Consider the following 15,252-nt stretch of genomic DNA (forward strand, 5'->3'; position numbering starts at 1 on the left):
CCGATGTCCCTGGACCACCGCCTCTCCGCCGAGCACGAGCAACTGCGCCGCACGGTGGAGGAGTTCGCCCATGATGTCGTCGCGCCCAAGATCGGCGACTTCTACGAGCGGCACGAGTTCCCGTACGAGATCGTCCGCGAGATGGGGCGGATGGGGCTCTTCGGGCTGCCGTTCCCCGAGGAGTACGGCGGGATGGGCGGCGACTATCTCGCGCTCGGGATCGCTCTGGAGGAGCTGGCCCGGGTCGACTCCTCCGTGGCGATCACCCTGGAGGCCGGGGTCTCGCTGGGCGCCATGCCCGTATACCGGTTCGGCACCGAGGAGCAGAAGCGGCAGTGGCTGCCCCGGCTCTGCTCGGGGGAGATCCTGGGCGCGTTCGGGCTGACCGAGCCCGACTGCGGTTCGGACGCGGGGGGTACGCGGACCACGGCCGTGCGCGACGGCGACTCCTGGGTGATCAACGGCACCAAGTGCTTCATCACCAACTCGGGGACGGAGATCACGGGCCTGGTGACCGTGACCGCCGTCACCGGGCGGAAGCCGGACGGGCGGCCGGAGATCTCCTCGGTCATCGTGCCCTCGGGCACCCCCGGGTTCACGGTCGGCGCCCCGTACTCGAAGGTCGGGTGGAACGCGTCGGACACCCGGGAGCTCTCCTTCTCCGATGTCCGGGTCCCGCTGGACCATCTGCTCGGCGCGGAGGGCCGGGGGTACGCGCAGTTCCTGCGGATCCTGGACGAGGGGAGGATCGCTATCTCCGCGCTGGCGACCGGACTCGCCCAGGGGTGTGTGGACGAGTCGGTGGCGTACGCGCGGGAGCGGCACGCCTTCGGCCGGCCGATCGGTGCCAACCAGGCCATCCAGTTCAAGATCGCGGACATGGAGACCCGGGCCCATATGGCCAGGATCGGCTGGCGGGACGCGGCCTCCCGGCTCGCCCACGGGGAGCCGTTCAAGAGGGAGGCGGCCATCGCCAAGCTGTACTCGTCGACGGTGGCGGTCGACAACGCCCGGGACGCCACCCAGATCCATGGCGGTTACGGGTTCATGAATGAATATCCGGTGGCCCGGATGTGGCGCGACGCCAAGATCCTGGAGATCGGCGAAGGGACGAGCGAGGTCCAGCGGATGCTGATCGCACGGGAGTTGGGGCTTCCCGACTGATCCGGAGCCCCCGCCGCCGGGCCGGTCAGACGGCGGCGGGGACCTGCGTTCCCTGGGCACATCGTGGACGCACCCTGGGAGAGTCGGTGAGGTTAGGCTAACCTGCCTTCGAATGAACCACCGGCCGCCAGGGCCACACCGTATGCAGGGAAAGCGAACGAGCCGATGACCACAGACCGAGTGTTCCCCCTCACCCGCCGCGGCCTGCTGGCCGCCGGTGGAGCCGCCGGACTCGGTGTGCTGCTCGCCGCCTGCGGTGGCGGCTCGCCCTCCACCGCGACCGAGGGGAAGTCCGGTCCGTGGTCCTTCAAGGACGACCGCGGCGAGACGGTGAAGGCCGGCTCCACGCCGAAGAACATCGTCGCCTTCGTGGGGACCGCCGCCGCGCTCCACGACTACGGTGTCGCGGTGAAGGGCGTCTTCGGGCCGACGAAGACGGCCGACGGCAAGCCCGATGTCCAGGCCGGTGACCTCGACATCGGCAAGGTCGAGATCCTCGGCAACGTCTACGGCGAGTTCAATGTCGAGAAGTACGCGGCGCTCGACCCCGATCTCCTGGTCACCGCGATGTGGATCAAGGACGCGCTCTGGTATGTGCCGGACCAGTCCAAGGACAAGATCCTCAAGCTCGCCCCCTCGGTCGCCCTCTGGGCCGCCGAGACCACCATCCCCACGGCGATCCTGCGCCATGCCGAGCTGGCCGAGTCGCTCGGCGCCGACCTCAAGAACGCCAAGGTGACGGCGGCCAGGGAGCGTTTCGAGAAGGCAGCCGAGCGGCTGCGCCAGGCGGCCAAGGCCAACCCGGGCATCCGGGTCCTGGTCGGCTCCGCCAGCCAGGACCTCTTCTACGTCACCCTGGCGAAGTCCGCCGCCGACACCCGCTACTTCGAGGAACTCGGCGTGGAGTTCGTCACCCCGAAGGTCAACGCCCAGGGCTTCTTCGAGGAGCTGAGCTGGGAGAACGTCGGCAAGTACCCGGCCGACATCATCATGATGGACAACCGCTCCTCGGCCCTCCAGCCCTCGGCGCTGACGTCCAAGGCGACCTGGGAGCAGTTGCCCGCCGTCAAGGCCGGCCAGGTCATCCCGCGTACCACCGAGCCCATTTTCTCCTACGACAAGTGCGCCCCGCTGCTCGAAGATCTCGCCAAGGCCATCGAAACCGCGAAGAAGGTCGGCTGACACCCATGAAGACGGCTGAGACCGCACCGTTCCGTTTCTTCTCCCTCCAGGTCGTACGGACGCGGCGGCTCGGCCCGTCCCTGGTCCGCGTCACCTTCGGCGGCGACGACCTCGCGTCCTTCGCCTCCGGGGGCCGCGACCAGAGCCTCTCGCTCTTCCTCCCGCACCCCGGCCAGCCCGCCCCGGTCGTCCCCGTCGAGGCGGGCGACGGCTGGTGGGCCGCCTGGCGGGCGCTGCCCGAGGAGATCCGGGCGGTCATGCGCTCGTACACCCTGCGCGAGCAGCGCCGCGGCCCGGACGAGGTCGACATCGACTTCGCGCTCCACCCCGACGGCGGACCCGCCTGCCGCTGGGCGGGCCGGGCCGCCCCCGGCGACCGGGTGCTCCTGCTGGGCCCGGCGGTGACGGAGAACACGGGGGTGCGGTTCCGCCCGCCGGCCGGCACCGACTCCGTGGTGATCTGGGCCGACGAGACGGCGCTGCCCGCCACCGCGGCGATCCTGGAGTGGCTGCCCGCCGGGCTCAGGGCCGACGTCTGGATCGACGTACCGCACTCCGCCGACCGGCAGCCCCTGCCCACCGCCGCCGACGCCCGGATCACCTGGCTGGTACGGGAGGAGGGCGCGCCGGAGGCGGTGGCGGAGCTGCGCCGGTTCGAGCCGCGCGGCACCGCCCCGTACGCCTGGATCGCCGGGGAGTCGGGGACGGTCAAGGCGGTACGCCGCCATCTCGTCCAGGAGCGCGGGATCGACCGGCGCCGGGTGACCTTTGTCGGGTACTGGCGGCGCGGCCTGAGCGAGGAGCAGTTGCGCGAGGCGGCGACCCGGGAGGCGGTCGCCGCGTAGGGCGCGCCGCCGGACCGCCCCGGACCGCCCCGCGCCTCCTCTCCACCGCCTCCCCCGCCCCTGAGCGCGCGTCAAACGTGCTCTGTCACACATGGGGTGGTTCGGCATGAGAGGGAAAGAGAAACTAAGGTTAGGCTAACCTAACTAATTGTTCATCTCATTCAGTACCACCCCCCGCACACCCCCGCCCCCACATCCGGGAGGACCCCAGCATGCGTGCGCACCTGCTCAATGGCGCGACGGCGGACCGTTACCGACGCTCCGTCACCGAAGGAGTCGAGCGGGTGGCGAACCGACTCGCCACAACGGACCGGCCGTTCACCGGAATCACCCCCGACGCCCTGGCCCCCGTGGTCGACGCGGTCGACCTCGACACCCCCCTCGGTGACACCTCGGCCGCCCTCGACGAGCTGGAGAGCGTCTATCTGCGGGACGCCGTCTACTTCCACCACCCCCGCTACCTGGCCCATCTCAACTGCCCGGTGGTGATACCCGCCGTCGTCGGCGAGGCCGTGCTCTCCGCCGTCAACTCCTCCCTGGACACCTGGGACCAGAGCGCGGGCGGCACCCTGATCGAGCGCCGCCTCATCGACTGGACCGCCGGCCGCATCGGCCTCGGCGACAGCGCCGACGGCGTCTTCACCAGCGGCGGCACCCAGTCCAACCTCCAGGCGCTGCTCTTCGCCCGCGAGGAGGCCAAAGCGGACGACCCGGCGAAACTCCGTGTCTTCGCCTCCGAGTGCAGCCACTTCAGCGTCCAGAAGTCCGCCACGCTCCTCGGCCTCGGCCCGGACGCCGTGGTCTCCGTCCCCTGCGACCGGAACAAGCGGATGCAGGCCGTCGCCCTCGCCGCCGAGCTGGAGCGGTGCCGCGCCGAGGGGCTCACCCCGATGGCCGTCGTCGCCACCGCGGGCACCACCGACTTCGGCTCCATCGACCCGCTGCCCGAGATCGCCGCGCTCTGCGAGCAGTACGACACCTGGATGCATGTCGACGCCGCGTACGGCTGCGGGCTGCTGACCTCGCTCACCCGCCGGCCGCTGCTGGCCGGCATCGAGCACGCCGACTCGGTCACCGTCGACTACCACAAGTCGTTCTTCCAGCCGGTGAGTTCCTCCGCCGTGCTGGTACGGGACGGGGCCACCCTGCGGCACGCCACGTACCACGCGGACTATCTCAACCCGCGCCGTACGGTCGAGGAGCGCATCCCCAACCAGGTCGACAAGTCGCTCCAGACCACCCGCCGCTTCGACGCCCTGAAGCTCTGGATGACCCTGCGCGTCATGGGCGCCGACGGCATCGGGGAGCTCTTCGACGAGGTCTGCGACCTGGCCGCCGAGGGGTGGCAGCTCCTCGCCGCCGACCCCCGGTACGACGTGGTCGTGGAGCCCCAGCTCTCCACCCTGGTCTTCCGCTACATCCCCGAGCCCGTCACCAGCCCCGCCGAGATCGACCGCGCCAACCTCCACGCCCGGAAGGCGCTCTTCGCCTCCGGCGACGCGGTCGTCGCGGGCACCGCGGTGGGCGGCCGGCAGTATCTGAAGTTCACCCTGCTCAACCCCGAGACGACCGTCCGCGACATCGCCGCCGTCCTCGATCTGATCGCCGGCCACGCCGAGCAGTACCTGGGAGAGAACCTTGTCCACGCTTCCTGAGCGCAGCGCGCCGTACGACTTCGTCGGCATCGGGCTCGGCCCCTTCAACCTGGGACTTGCCTGCCTGACCGAGCCGATCGACGAACTCGACGGAGTCTTCCTGGAGTCGAAACCCGACTTCGAGTGGCACTCCGGGATGTTCCTCGAAGGCGCCCATCTCCAGACCCCGTTCCTCTCGGACCTGGTCACGCTCGCCGACCCGACCTCCCCGTACTCCTTCCTCAACTACCTCAAGGAGTCCGGGCGGCTCTACTCGTTCTACATCCGGGAGAACTTCTACCCGCTGCGCACCGAGTACAACGACTACTGCCGCTGGGCCGCCGCGAAACTGGGCTCCATCCGCTTCAACCGTACGGTGACCGAGGTCGCGTACGACGCGGAGAGCGCCCTGTACGAGGTCCGCACCGCCGACGAGACCTACCGGGCCCGGCGCCTGGTCCTCGGCACCGGGACCCCGCCGTACGTCCCCGACTCCTGCCGGGGGCTCGGCGGCGACATGCTGCACAACTCGCGCTATCTGCAAGGGAAGGCGGAGCTCCAGAAGAAGGAGTCCATCACCCTCGTCGGCAGCGGGCAGAGCGCCGCGGAGATCTACTACGACCTGCTCTCCGACATCGACACCTACGGCTACCAGCTCAACTGGATCACCCGGTCGCCGCGCTTCTTCCCGCTCGAATACACCAAACTGACGCTGGAGATGACCTCCCCGGAGTACATCGACTACTTCCACGCGCTGCCGGAGGCGACCCGCTACCGGCTGGAGGCCGGGCAGAAGGGACTCTTCAAGGGCATCGACTCGGAGCTGATCAACGAGATCTTCGATCTGCTCTACCAGAAGAACCTCAAGGGCCCCGTCCCCACCAGGCTGCTCTCCAACACCGCGCTCACCTCCGCCGCGTACGAGGAGACCTCGGCCGGCCGGGGCACCTACACCCTCGGGCTCCGCCAGGAGGAGCAGGAGCGGGAGTTCTCGCTCGCCACGCAGGGGCTGGTCCTCGCCACCGGGTACCGGTACGTCGCGCCCGCGTTCCTCGCCCCGGTCGAGGACCGGATCCGGTACGACGGGCACGGGCGGTTCGATGTCGCGCGCAACTACGCCATCGACACCGCGGGGAACGAGATCTTCCTCCAGAACGCCGCCGTGCACACCCACAGCATCACCTCGCCCGACCTGGGCATGGGCCCGTACCGCAACGCGTACATCATCGGGGAGCTGCTGGGGCGGGAGTACTACCCGGTCGAGAAGGCCATCGCGTTCCAGGAGTTCGCCGCACCGGAAGGCACCGTCCGATGACCGACCACGACCGCCGGGCCGGCGCCCCGCGCCGCGACGATGTTCTCTTCTCCCGTACGGACGAGACGCTGGGCCTCTTCGAGGTGCGCGCCGTCGACCCCTTCGCCGACCTCGAACTGCTGCACGGCTGGGTCACCCACCCCAAGGCCGCCTTCTGGCTGATGCAGGGCGCCTCGCTGCCGGAGGTCGAGCGCGAGTACATGGGCATCGCCGCCGCCGAGCACCACGACGCGTTCATCGGGCTGCACAACGGGGTCCCGGCCTTCCTCATCGAGCGGTACGACCCGGCGGAGGTCGAGCTGAAGGGGATGTACGACGCGGAGCCCGGGGACATCGGGATGCACTTCCTGGTCGCCCCGGTCGAGGGCGACCGCCGGGTGCACGGGTTCACCCGGGCGGTGATCACCACGGTGATGGCGCTGCTCTTCGACGACCCGGCCGTACGGCGGGTGGTGGTGGAGCCGGATGTACGGAACACCGCCGTCCACGCCCTGAACGAAGCGGTCGGTTTCCGGATCGAGAAGAAACTCGAAAAGCCCGAGAAGGACGCGTATCTGTCCTTCTGCACGCGCGAGATGTTCCACGCCGCGCTCGCCGAGCGTGCGACGACCACCGCGACCGCCGAGCCCACCGCTTCCGCCGAGCCCGTCGCGACACCCGCGCCCACCACGACCCCCGCGCCCGCCGTACAAGGAGTCACCCGATGAGCCGCCCGACCGTACCCGCCGCGAAAGCTCCGGCGTCCGCGCCCCTCACCGACGCCGTCGCCCATCTCACCCCGGAGCTCTGGGAGCGGGCCGGGCGGCTGCTGATCCGGAAAGCCCTCGCGGAGTTCTCGCACGAGCGCATCCTGACCCCCGAGCCGCTGGGCGAGGAGCGCTACCGGGTGCTCAGCGACGACGGCGCGACCGCGTACCACTTCACCGCGCGCCGGTTCGCCCTCGACCACTGGCGGATACCCGCCGCTTCGATACGGCGCCACCGGGGCGACGACGAACTGGCGCTCGACCCGCTCGACTTCTTCATCGAGCTGCGCGAGACGCTGGGGCTCTCCCCCGAGGTCCTCCCCGTCTATCTGGAGGAGATCTCCTCCACGCTCGCGGGCACGGCGTACAAACTCACCAAGAAGCCGGTCACCTCGGCGGAGCTGGCCACGGCCGGCTTCCAGGAGATCGAGACGGGGATGACCGAGGGCCACCCCTGCTTCGTCGCCAACAACGGCCGGCTCGGCTTCGGGGTCGACGAGTACCGTGCGTACGCCCCCGAGACGGCGAGCGGGATCCGGCTGGTCTGGCTCGCCGCCCGCCGGGACCGGGCCACCTTCACGGCGGGCGCCGGGCTCGACTACCGGGCCCTGATCGGCGGGGAGCTGGCGGCGGAGACCCGGGAGCGGTTCGACGGGGTCCTGCGCGGCCAGGGGCTCGACCCGGACGACTACCTCCTCATCCCGGTCCACCCCTGGCAGTGGTGGAACAAACTCTCCGTCACCTTCGCCGCCGAGCTGGCCCAGCGCCATCTGGTCTGCGTCGGGGAGAGCGAGGACACCTATCTGGCGCAGCAGTCGATCCGTACCTTCTTCAACACGAGCGATCCCGGGAAGCATTACGTCAAAACCGCGCTCTCCGTCCTCAACATGGGCTTCATGCGGGGACTCTCCGCCGCGTACATGGAGGCCACCCCCGCGATCAACGACTGGCTGGCGGGGGTGATCGAGGCGGACTCCACGCTGCGCGCGGCCCGGTTCTCGATCATCCGGGAGCGCGCCGCGATCGGGTACCACCACCGGCAGTACGAGGCGGCCACCGCCAAGGGCTCCCCGTATCTGAAAATGCTCGCCGCGCTCTGGCGGGAGAGCCCCGTGGAGTCGCTCGGCGCGGGCGAGCGGCTCGCCACGATGGCCTCGCTGCTCCACACCGACCGGGACGGCTCGTCCTTCGCCGGCGCGCTGATCGCCGCTTCGGGGCTGCCGGCCGAGGTGTGGCTGCGCCGCTATCTCGACGCGTACCTGGTGCCGGTGCTGCACTCCTTCTACGCGTACGACCTGGTCTTCATGCCGCACGGCGAGAATGTGATCCTGGTCGTCGAGGACGGGGTGGTCACCCGGACGATCTTCAAGGACATCGCCGAGGAGATCGCGGTGATGGACCCGCACGCGGTGCTGCCGCCGGCGGTCGAGCGGATCCGGGTGGAGGTCCCCGAGGACATGAAGATCCTGTCGATCTTCACCGATGTCTTCGACTGCTTCCTCCGTTTCCTCGCCGCCGACCTGGTCGCGGAGGGCGTCCTGCCGGACGAGGACGCGTTCTGGCGTACGGTCGCCGAGTGCGTCCGGGGATACCAGGACGCGGTGCCGGAGCTGGCCGACAAGTTCGCCGCGTACGACCTGTTCGACGGGGAGTTCGCGCTCTCCTGCCTCAACCGGCTCCAGCTCAGGAACAACAAGCAGATGGTCGACATCACCGACCCGGCGGGCGCGCTCCAGCTCGTCGGCACGCTGGCCAACCCGCTGGCGCGGTTCGCGCGGTAGCCGTACGGGGCGGGGAGGGACGGCTCTCCCCCCTTCCCGCCCCTCTTCCTTCCGTACTCCCCGCCCTTTCCGCCCTTTCCGGCCCTCTTTCCCGCCGGCCGCCCGATGGGAGAATCGCGGCATGGCGGAAATCATCCAGAAGGACGGCACCTGGAGCTTCGACGGCGGTACGGTCCGTATCGTCCCCGGCGGCGACAAGGGCGTGAGCCTGCTGCGCAGGACGCTCGGGGAGATCGCCGTACCGCTGGAGGCGGTGGCGGGCATCTCCTTCGAGGCGGGGCGCCGGACGGGGCGGCTCCGGCTGCGCCTGCGCGAGGGTGCCGATCCGCTGCTCCAGATCGCGGGCGGGCGGCTGGACGAGGGCTCCGAGCCGTATGTGCTGACCGTCGAGAAGAAGCGGTTCGGCGTGGCGGAGTACCTGGTGGACGAGGTACGGAACGCGCTGCTCCTGGACGGGATCGAGGCCGGCCCCGTCGACCGCTACCTGCTGCCGGGCCCCGCGCTGCCGCTCACGGTGGGCGCGGGTGACGCGACCGTCTCCTTCGACGGGGAGCGGATCCGGCTGGACTGGAACTGGAAGACCGAGGAGGCCAAGTCGTCGGGCGGCCCCCGGACGCTCTCCGTCGCCGAGGTGACGGCGGTGGAGTGGCTGCCGAGCATGGGCCTGGAGAACGGCTACCTCCGCTTCGTCCGCACCGGGGACACCGCCACGCTCCCGGCCGAGTACGACCCGTACGCGGTGGACCTCTACGGCTTCCGCAAGGACCCGCTGATGGCCCTGGTCGGCGCGGCGGTCCTGGCGAGGCTCCCGCACCCGCCCGTGGAGGCCCGCGGGGAGGCCGTGGGAAGCGGTACGGAGCCCTCGCGGCCCGCGCCGGAGCCCCCGGGCGCCCCGGCCGTCCCGGCCCCTGCCCCTGCCCCTGCCCCTGCCCCTGCCCCTGCCGACCACGACGCGCTGCTGCGCCGGCTGCGCGAGCTGGGCGAGCTGCGGCAGGCCGGGATCCTCACCGACGAGGAGTTCACCGCCGCCAAGCAGGCCATCCTCGGCGGCCTCTGAGCATGAGGGAGTAGAAGAATCTCCCTCATTCAGCTCTCATTTTCCCGTAGCCCTGCCCGATTCCGGGCAGGATTCTTGCAAAGGCTCCCCCGCCCCAGCAATATCGACGCGTGCTCGAACGCCGCCCGTCGTACGACGACCTCATCGACCACCTCGTGCGCACCACCGCCCTCCAGCGGGGCGAGGCCGCCCGGGTGGTGCTCGATGTGCTGGCGTACTTCGACGAGACGACCGAGGAGTTCGTACGCCGCCGCCACCGGGAGCTCCAGTCCGGCGGCGCGGCCAACGCGGAGATCTTCGAGCGGATCGCGGCCGAGCTGCCGCACCGCGCGGTGGCGCCCCCGGAGCTCTCGCTCCGGCAGTTGCGCCGCATCGTCTACGGCTGACGTACGCACGGCCCACGGGCGACGGACGGCGGCGCGGGCACGCACCGTGAGAACTTCAGGAGGGGCAGAGACGTATGTGCGGAATCGTCGGATACATCGGCAAGCGTGATGTGGCACCACTGCTGCTGGAGGGCCTCCAGCGGCTGGAGTACCGGGGGTACGACTCGGCCGGCATCGTCATCACCGGCAAGCCCGCCGCGGGCAAGCCGGCGGCGCTGAAGATGGTCAAGGCGAAGGGCCGGGTCCGCGAGCTGGAGTCCCGGGTCCCCAAGCGCTTCGCCGGGACCAGCGGCATCGCGCACACCCGGTGGGCCACGCACGGCGCCCCGAGCGACGAGAACGCGCACCCGCACATGGACGCCGAGGGCAAGGTCGCGCTGGTCCACAACGGCATCATCGACAACGCCTCCGAGCTGCGCAGGAAGCTGGAGTCGGACGGGGTGGTCTTCCTCTCCGAGACCGACACCGAGGTGGTCACGCACCTCGTCGCCCGCTCGCAGGCGCCGACCCTGGAGGAGAAGGTCCGCCAGGCGCTCCAGCTCGTCGAGGGCACGTACGGGATCGCCGTGATGCACGCGGACTTCCCGGACCGGATCGTCGTCGCCCGCAACGGCTCCCCCGTGGTGCTGGGCATCGGCGAGAAGGAGATGTTCGTCGCCTCCGACGTGGCGGCGCTGGTCTCGCACACCCGGCAGGTCGTGACGCTGGACGACGGCGAGATGGCCACGCTGAAGGCCGACGACTTCCGTACGTACACCACCGAGGGGTCCACCACCTCGGCCACGCCGACCACCGTGGAGTGGGAGGCCGAGTCGTACGACATGGGCGGCCACGACACGTACATGCACAAGGAGATCTCCGAGCAGGCCGACGCCGTGGACCGGGTGCTGCGCGGCCGGATCGACGACCGGTTCTCCACCGTGCACCTGGGCGGGCTCAACCTGGACGCCCGGGAGGCACGCGGGGTGCGCCGGATCAAGATCCTGGGGTGCGGCACCTCGTACCACGCGGGTCTGATCGGGGCGCAGCTCATCGAGGAGCTGGCGCGGATCCCCGCCGACGCGGAGCCGGCCTCGGAGTTCCGCTACCGGAACCCGGTGGTGGACCCGGACACGCTGTATGTGGCGGTCTCGCAGTCCGGTGAGACGTACGACGTGCTGGCGGCGGTGCAGGAGCTGAAGCGCAAGGGCGCCAGGGTGCTCGGTGTCGTCAATGTCGTGGGCTCGGCGATCGCCCGGGAGACGGACGGCGGGGTCTATGTCCACGCGGGCCCGGAGGTCTGTGTGGTCTCCACCAAGTGCTTCACCAACACGGTGGTCGCCTTCGCGCTGCTCGCCCTCCACCTGGGCCGGATCCGCGATCTGTCGGTGGCGGACGGGAAGAGGATCATCGCGGGGCTGCGGCGGCTGCCGGAGCAGATCGCGGAGATCCTGGCGGCGGAGCCCGCGATCGAGAAGCTGGCGGCGGAGTACGCGCAGTCGGCCTCGATGATGTTCATCGGGCGGGTGCGGGGGTATCCGGTGGCGCTGGAGGCGTCGCTGAAGCTGAAGGAGATCTCGTACATCCACGCCGAGGCGTATCCGGCCTCGGAGCTGAAGCACGGCCCGCTGGCGCTGATCGAGCCGGCGCTGCCGACGGTCGCGATCGTCCCGGACGACGACCTGCTGGAGAAGAACCGGGCCGCGCTGGAGGAGATCAAGGCGCGGAGCGGCCCGATCCTGGCGGTGGCCCACCAGGAGCAGGAGAAGGCGGATCACACGATCGTCGTACCGAAGAACGAGACGGAGCTGGACGCGATCCTGATGGGCATCCCGCTCCAGTTGCTGGCGTACCACACGGCCCTGGCGCTGGGCCGGGACATCGACAAGCCGCGGAACCTGGCGAAGTCGGTCACGGTCGAGTAGGGCGCGGGAGGTGCCTCGCGCACCTCGGTACGGCGCCATGAGAGCGCCCCCAGCGCGTGCCACCCGTCACACTGAGGGCGCTCTCCGAAGGGGCCGGTGCTTGCCCGGGCACCGGCCCGCGGCTGTCGTGGGCCTGATCGCAAGTTGGCCGAGATTGAAAGCGGAATTGGCGCTTCCAGCGGAGAGGCACCGCTGTTCCGCTCTCGGCGTCTCGGCGGCGGGCTCTTCGTACGGATACCTGGGCGGGTGTACGGAGGTACGGGCGTTCCGGGCCCGACGACCGTTACGTACCCCCACAGGGGCGCGCCGCACCCCTACGCGTGAGTAAATTCACGCTGCCGCACGGAGAGTTGACGACGGCTCAGCTCTGTGCCGGAAACGCCGTCACGGGGCCGGAGGATGGCAGCGGTCGGAAGACGACGGCGATCAGGGGACGCGCGGCGGCCAAGGGACGCCCCGTGGTCAAGGGACGCCCGGCGGTCGGCGGATGACGGCGGTCAGGGGATGCCCGGCGGTCAGGGGATGACGACGACAGGGCGCTGGGCGCGGCGGGCGAGGCGGCCGGCGACCGAGCCGAAGATCCGGCCGACGAGCCCGTGCGTGGAGCCGACGACGATGGCGTCCGCCGCGTACTCCTCGCCCACCTCTTCGAGTTCGTGGCAGATGTCGCCCCCGCGCTCGACCAGGATCCAGGGCACCTCGGCGAGGTAGTCCGCGCAGGCCAGCTCCAGGCCGAGCACTTCGGTCCGGTGGTCGGGGACATCGACGAAGACAGGGGGTTCGCACCCCGCCCACACCGTGGTCGGGAGGCGGTTGGCGACATGGACGATGATCAGCCCGGAGCCGAGGCGCCGGGCCATTCCGATGGCGTAGGCGAGGGCGCGCTCACTGGACATCGAGCCGTCGAAGCCGACGACCACCCCGTGCCGGAAGGCCGGATCGCAGGTGGCGCGCGTCTGTTCCGCCGCTTGCAGGTCCGACAACGGGTCGGCTACCTGCTCGCGGTCTGCGGGTTCTGGGATTTCGTGACCGGCCATGGATGTCTCGGCGAAAGAAGTCCTCTTGAGAAGGAGCAACGAGTGGCGGGGCGGACGGAGTGGTGTCCGGGAATCGCCTTCCCCACCCCATACCCCAAAGGGTACGGCGACACTCCTCTCATGCCCAGAGCCCGCCGCGTCACACGCGGCGTTCCAGGGAGCATGCACGAGGCGGTCCCGGATCGCAATGCCTGATGGCTCCTACAGGCTTCCCCAGGGCCCTCCGGGCACCCCTGCGGGGCCCCGGGATCACCCCCACGAGTGACGCCGCGACCCCTCGTGACGGGACCCCTGAGGGGCGCTCGCCGAGGGACGGGGGGAGACGGGGGTCACGGGACGGGAAACCGGGCCCGGAACCCCTCGTACCGCCCCCACGCCGCCCTCCACACCGCCTCCACAACTCCGGGGTCGCTCTCCGGCCACTCAGGGGTGGACCCCCGTCGGACGCGCCAGCGCCGTACGCAAAGATGTGCGGAACGTATGGAGCGTCCGACTGCCATCACTCGTGAAGGGCTCGACCAGGTGGACACCAGATGGACAGGGGGCGCGATGGGTCTCGTGCGCGCACGAGGGGGGTGCGCCGGGGGATTCAGCGCATCGCACAGACGCACCCATCGGTTTTCAGCCAACTTCGCACTTGGGCCCAACCTTTGATGAAATGGCCTGCCAACCCCCTTGCCACCAGGGAAGAAAGGACCGCTCCTGGCTTCCGCACCCTACGGGGATGGGCCATGCGCGCGAGGCCCACTTCCACTCTCGGCTCGCGAGTGAAACGCTTCGTGATCGAATGCTTCGCGCCAAGTTGCCTTGTCGACATAGCGCCGGTTGGAGAACTTGTCACGCCGGCACCACGGAACACAGTAGATTCGATCATGAGGATCGACGGCTGGGGACCCGTGCAAAACCGAGGGGAATCGTGCAGGAGCGAAAGGCCCGACAAGAACGGGGAGACGAGAACACCGAGGGGGGCTTAGCGCCATGAGCCAGGACTCCACCGCCGTACCGGAGTCAGTACGGAAGCTTTCCGGGCGTCGACGCCGGGAAGTCGTCGCCGTGCTGCTCTTCAGCGGCGGCCCCATCTTCGAGAGTTCCATTCCGCTCTCGGTGTTCGGAATCGACCGCCAGGACGCCGGGGTTCCCCGCTACCGCCTGCTCGTCTGCGGTGGGGAGGACGGTCCGCTGCGCACCACCGGCGGGCTCGAACTGACCGCGCCGTACGGCCTGGAGGCGATCAGCAGGGCGGGCACCGTGGTGGTGCCGGCATGGCGGTCGATCACATCACCGCCACCACCGGAGGCACTGGACGCGCTGCGCCGTGCCCATGAGGAGGGCGCCAGAATCGTCGGACTCTGCACCGGCGCGTTCGTGCTCGCGGCGGCCGGTCTGCTGGACGGCCGCCCGGCCACCACGCACTGGATGTACGCGCCGACGCTCGCCAAGCGGTATCCGTCCGTCCATGTGGACCCGCGGGAGCTGTACGTCGACGACGGCGACGTACTGACTTCGGCGGGGACGGCGGCCGGAATCGACCTGTGCCTGCATATCGTCAGGACGGACCACGGCGCGGAGGCGGCGGGGGCGCTGGCGCGCCGGCTGGTCGTACCGCAGCGGCGGGTCGGCGGGCAGGAGCGCTATCTGGACAGGTCTTTACCAGAGGAAATCGGCTCCGACCCGCTCGCCGAGGTGGTGGCCTGGGCACTGGAGCACCTCCACGAACAGTTCGACGTGGAGACGCTCGCGGCCCGCGCGTACATGAGCCGCCGTACCTTCGACCGGCGGTTCCGTTCGCTCACCGGGAGCGCGCCGCTCCAGTGGCTGATCACCCAGCGGGTGCTCCAGGCACAGCGGCTGCTGGAGACCTCCGACTACTCGGTCGACGAGGTCGCCGGGCGGTGCGGCTTCCGCTCCCCGGTGGCGCTGCGCGGGCACTTCCGGCGGCAGCTCGGCTCGTCCCCGGCGGCGTACCGGTCCGCGTACCGGGCCAGACGTCCGCAGGGGGACACCGTGCCGCCGGGGGTGATCGAGTCGATGGTGCCCGCCCAGGCGTCGCCGCACTCCCGGCGTACCGCGGCGGCGGCCGGCGCGCCCGGCCATCCGGCCGCTTCGGCGGCGCTCCCGGAGCACGGAAAACCGGGGCCGGACATGTATGCGGCAGGTCAGGGCCGTCCGAGTCTGCCCGGTCAGCGGAGCGCCCCGTAGGG

Annotated in this window: 12 protein-coding genes; 11 read left to right on the top strand and 1 reads right to left on the bottom strand. The window is 70.3% G+C overall.

Annotated elements, in window-relative coordinates:
- Window positions 1–3 precede the first annotated feature (3 nt).
- The 10 genes from AB0O07_RS22220 to glmS all read left to right on the top strand — a co-directional run bounded on the left by AB0O07_RS22220 (window position 4) and on the right by glmS (window position 12,014).
- The gene (locus AB0O07_RS22220; protein WP_365635865.1) at window positions 4–1,164 is read left to right on the top strand and encodes an acyl-CoA dehydrogenase family protein; all 1,161 of its coding nucleotides are present in this window, start codon (window positions 4–6) and stop codon (window positions 1,162–1,164) included.
- Between the two features lie 165 nt (window positions 1,165–1,329).
- Complete coding sequence (locus AB0O07_RS22225; protein ID WP_365635867.1) at window positions 1,330–2,346, top strand: ABC transporter substrate-binding protein; 1,017 nt, start codon at window positions 1,330–1,332, stop codon at window positions 2,344–2,346.
- Between the two features lie 5 nt (window positions 2,347–2,351).
- Window positions 2,352–3,191, top strand: a complete 840-nt coding sequence (locus tag AB0O07_RS22230) for a siderophore-interacting protein (protein ID WP_365635869.1) — start codon at window positions 2,352–2,354, stop codon at window positions 3,189–3,191.
- A 212-nt stretch (window positions 3,192–3,403) separates the two neighbouring features.
- On the top strand, window positions 3,404–4,846 hold the full coding sequence (locus AB0O07_RS22235; RefSeq protein WP_365635871.1) for an aspartate aminotransferase family protein: 1,443 nt from the start codon (window positions 3,404–3,406) through the stop codon (window positions 4,844–4,846).
- Window positions 4,830–6,140, top strand: a complete 1,311-nt coding sequence (locus AB0O07_RS22240) for a lysine N(6)-hydroxylase/L-ornithine N(5)-oxygenase family protein (RefSeq protein ID WP_365635873.1) — start codon at window positions 4,830–4,832, stop codon at window positions 6,138–6,140. Before AB0O07_RS22235 ends, AB0O07_RS22240 begins: the two co-directional genes overlap by 17 nt.
- On the top strand, window positions 6,137–6,847 hold the full coding sequence (locus AB0O07_RS22245) for a GNAT family N-acetyltransferase (RefSeq protein ID WP_365635875.1): 711 nt from the start codon (window positions 6,137–6,139) through the stop codon (window positions 6,845–6,847). The genes AB0O07_RS22240 and AB0O07_RS22245 overlap by 4 nt, the downstream gene beginning before the upstream one ends.
- The gene (locus AB0O07_RS22250; RefSeq protein WP_365635876.1) at window positions 6,844–8,667 is read left to right on the top strand and encodes an IucA/IucC family siderophore biosynthesis protein; all 1,824 of its coding nucleotides are present in this window, start codon (window positions 6,844–6,846) and stop codon (window positions 8,665–8,667) included. The genes AB0O07_RS22245 and AB0O07_RS22250 overlap by 4 nt, the downstream gene beginning before the upstream one ends.
- 121 nt (window positions 8,668–8,788) lie before the next feature.
- A complete protein-coding gene (locus AB0O07_RS22255) occupies window positions 8,789–9,724 on the top strand; it encodes a DUF4429 domain-containing protein (protein WP_365635877.1) in 936 nt (311 codons plus the stop codon).
- A gap of 110 nt (window positions 9,725–9,834) precedes the next feature.
- The gene (locus tag AB0O07_RS22260; protein WP_365635879.1) at window positions 9,835–10,110 is read left to right on the top strand and encodes a hypothetical protein; all 276 of its coding nucleotides are present in this window, start codon (window positions 9,835–9,837) and stop codon (window positions 10,108–10,110) included.
- Between the two features lie 74 nt (window positions 10,111–10,184).
- Window positions 10,185–12,014 (top strand): glutamine--fructose-6-phosphate transaminase (isomerizing), encoded by a 1,830-nt coding sequence (gene glmS / locus AB0O07_RS22265; protein ID WP_365635881.1) that lies wholly within the window; start codon window positions 10,185–10,187, stop codon window positions 12,012–12,014.
- A gap of 515 nt (window positions 12,015–12,529) precedes the next feature.
- Here glmS and AB0O07_RS22270 read toward each other — a convergent pair.
- Window positions 12,530–13,051, bottom strand: a complete 522-nt coding sequence (locus AB0O07_RS22270) for a universal stress protein (protein ID WP_365635883.1) — start codon at window positions 13,049–13,051, stop codon at window positions 12,530–12,532.
- A 978-nt stretch (window positions 13,052–14,029) separates the two neighbouring features.
- Between AB0O07_RS22270 and AB0O07_RS22275 the strand changes: the two genes are divergently transcribed.
- Window positions 14,030–15,250 (top strand): helix-turn-helix domain-containing protein, encoded by a 1,221-nt coding sequence (locus tag AB0O07_RS22275; protein WP_365635885.1) that lies wholly within the window; start codon window positions 14,030–14,032, stop codon window positions 15,248–15,250.
- Window positions 15,251–15,252: the final 2 nt, after the last annotated feature.

Origin of the sequence: Streptomyces sp. NPDC093085, assembly GCF_040683935.1 — a bacterium.
GTDB lineage: Bacteria > Actinomycetota > Actinomycetes > Streptomycetales > Streptomycetaceae > Streptomyces.

Excerpts from the sequence above, each read along its gene's own strand:
- AB0O07_RS22220 (WP_365635865.1), top strand. The coding sequence starts at position 4 with ATGTCCCTGGACCACCGCCTCTCCGCCGAGCACGAGCAACTGCGCCGC.
- AB0O07_RS22225 (WP_365635867.1), top strand. The coding sequence starts at position 1,330 with ATGACCACAGACCGAGTGTTCCCCCTCACCCGCCGCGGCCTGCTGGCC.
- AB0O07_RS22230 (WP_365635869.1), top strand. The coding sequence starts at position 2,352 with ATGAAGACGGCTGAGACCGCACCGTTCCGTTTCTTCTCCCTCCAGGTC.
- AB0O07_RS22235 (WP_365635871.1), top strand. The coding sequence starts at position 3,404 with ATGCGTGCGCACCTGCTCAATGGCGCGACGGCGGACCGTTACCGACGC.
- AB0O07_RS22245 (WP_365635875.1), top strand. The coding sequence starts at position 6,137 with ATGACCGACCACGACCGCCGGGCCGGCGCCCCGCGCCGCGACGATGTT.
- AB0O07_RS22250 (WP_365635876.1), top strand. The coding sequence starts at position 6,844 with ATGAGCCGCCCGACCGTACCCGCCGCGAAAGCTCCGGCGTCCGCGCCC.
- AB0O07_RS22255 (WP_365635877.1), top strand. The coding sequence starts at position 8,789 with ATGGCGGAAATCATCCAGAAGGACGGCACCTGGAGCTTCGACGGCGGT.
- glmS (WP_365635881.1), top strand. The coding sequence starts at position 10,185 with ATGTGCGGAATCGTCGGATACATCGGCAAGCGTGATGTGGCACCACTG.
- AB0O07_RS22270 (WP_365635883.1), bottom strand. The coding sequence starts at position 13,051 with ATGGCCGGTCACGAAATCCCAGAACCCGCAGACCGCGAGCAGGTAGCC.
- AB0O07_RS22275 (WP_365635885.1), top strand. The coding sequence starts at position 14,030 with ATGAGCCAGGACTCCACCGCCGTACCGGAGTCAGTACGGAAGCTTTCC.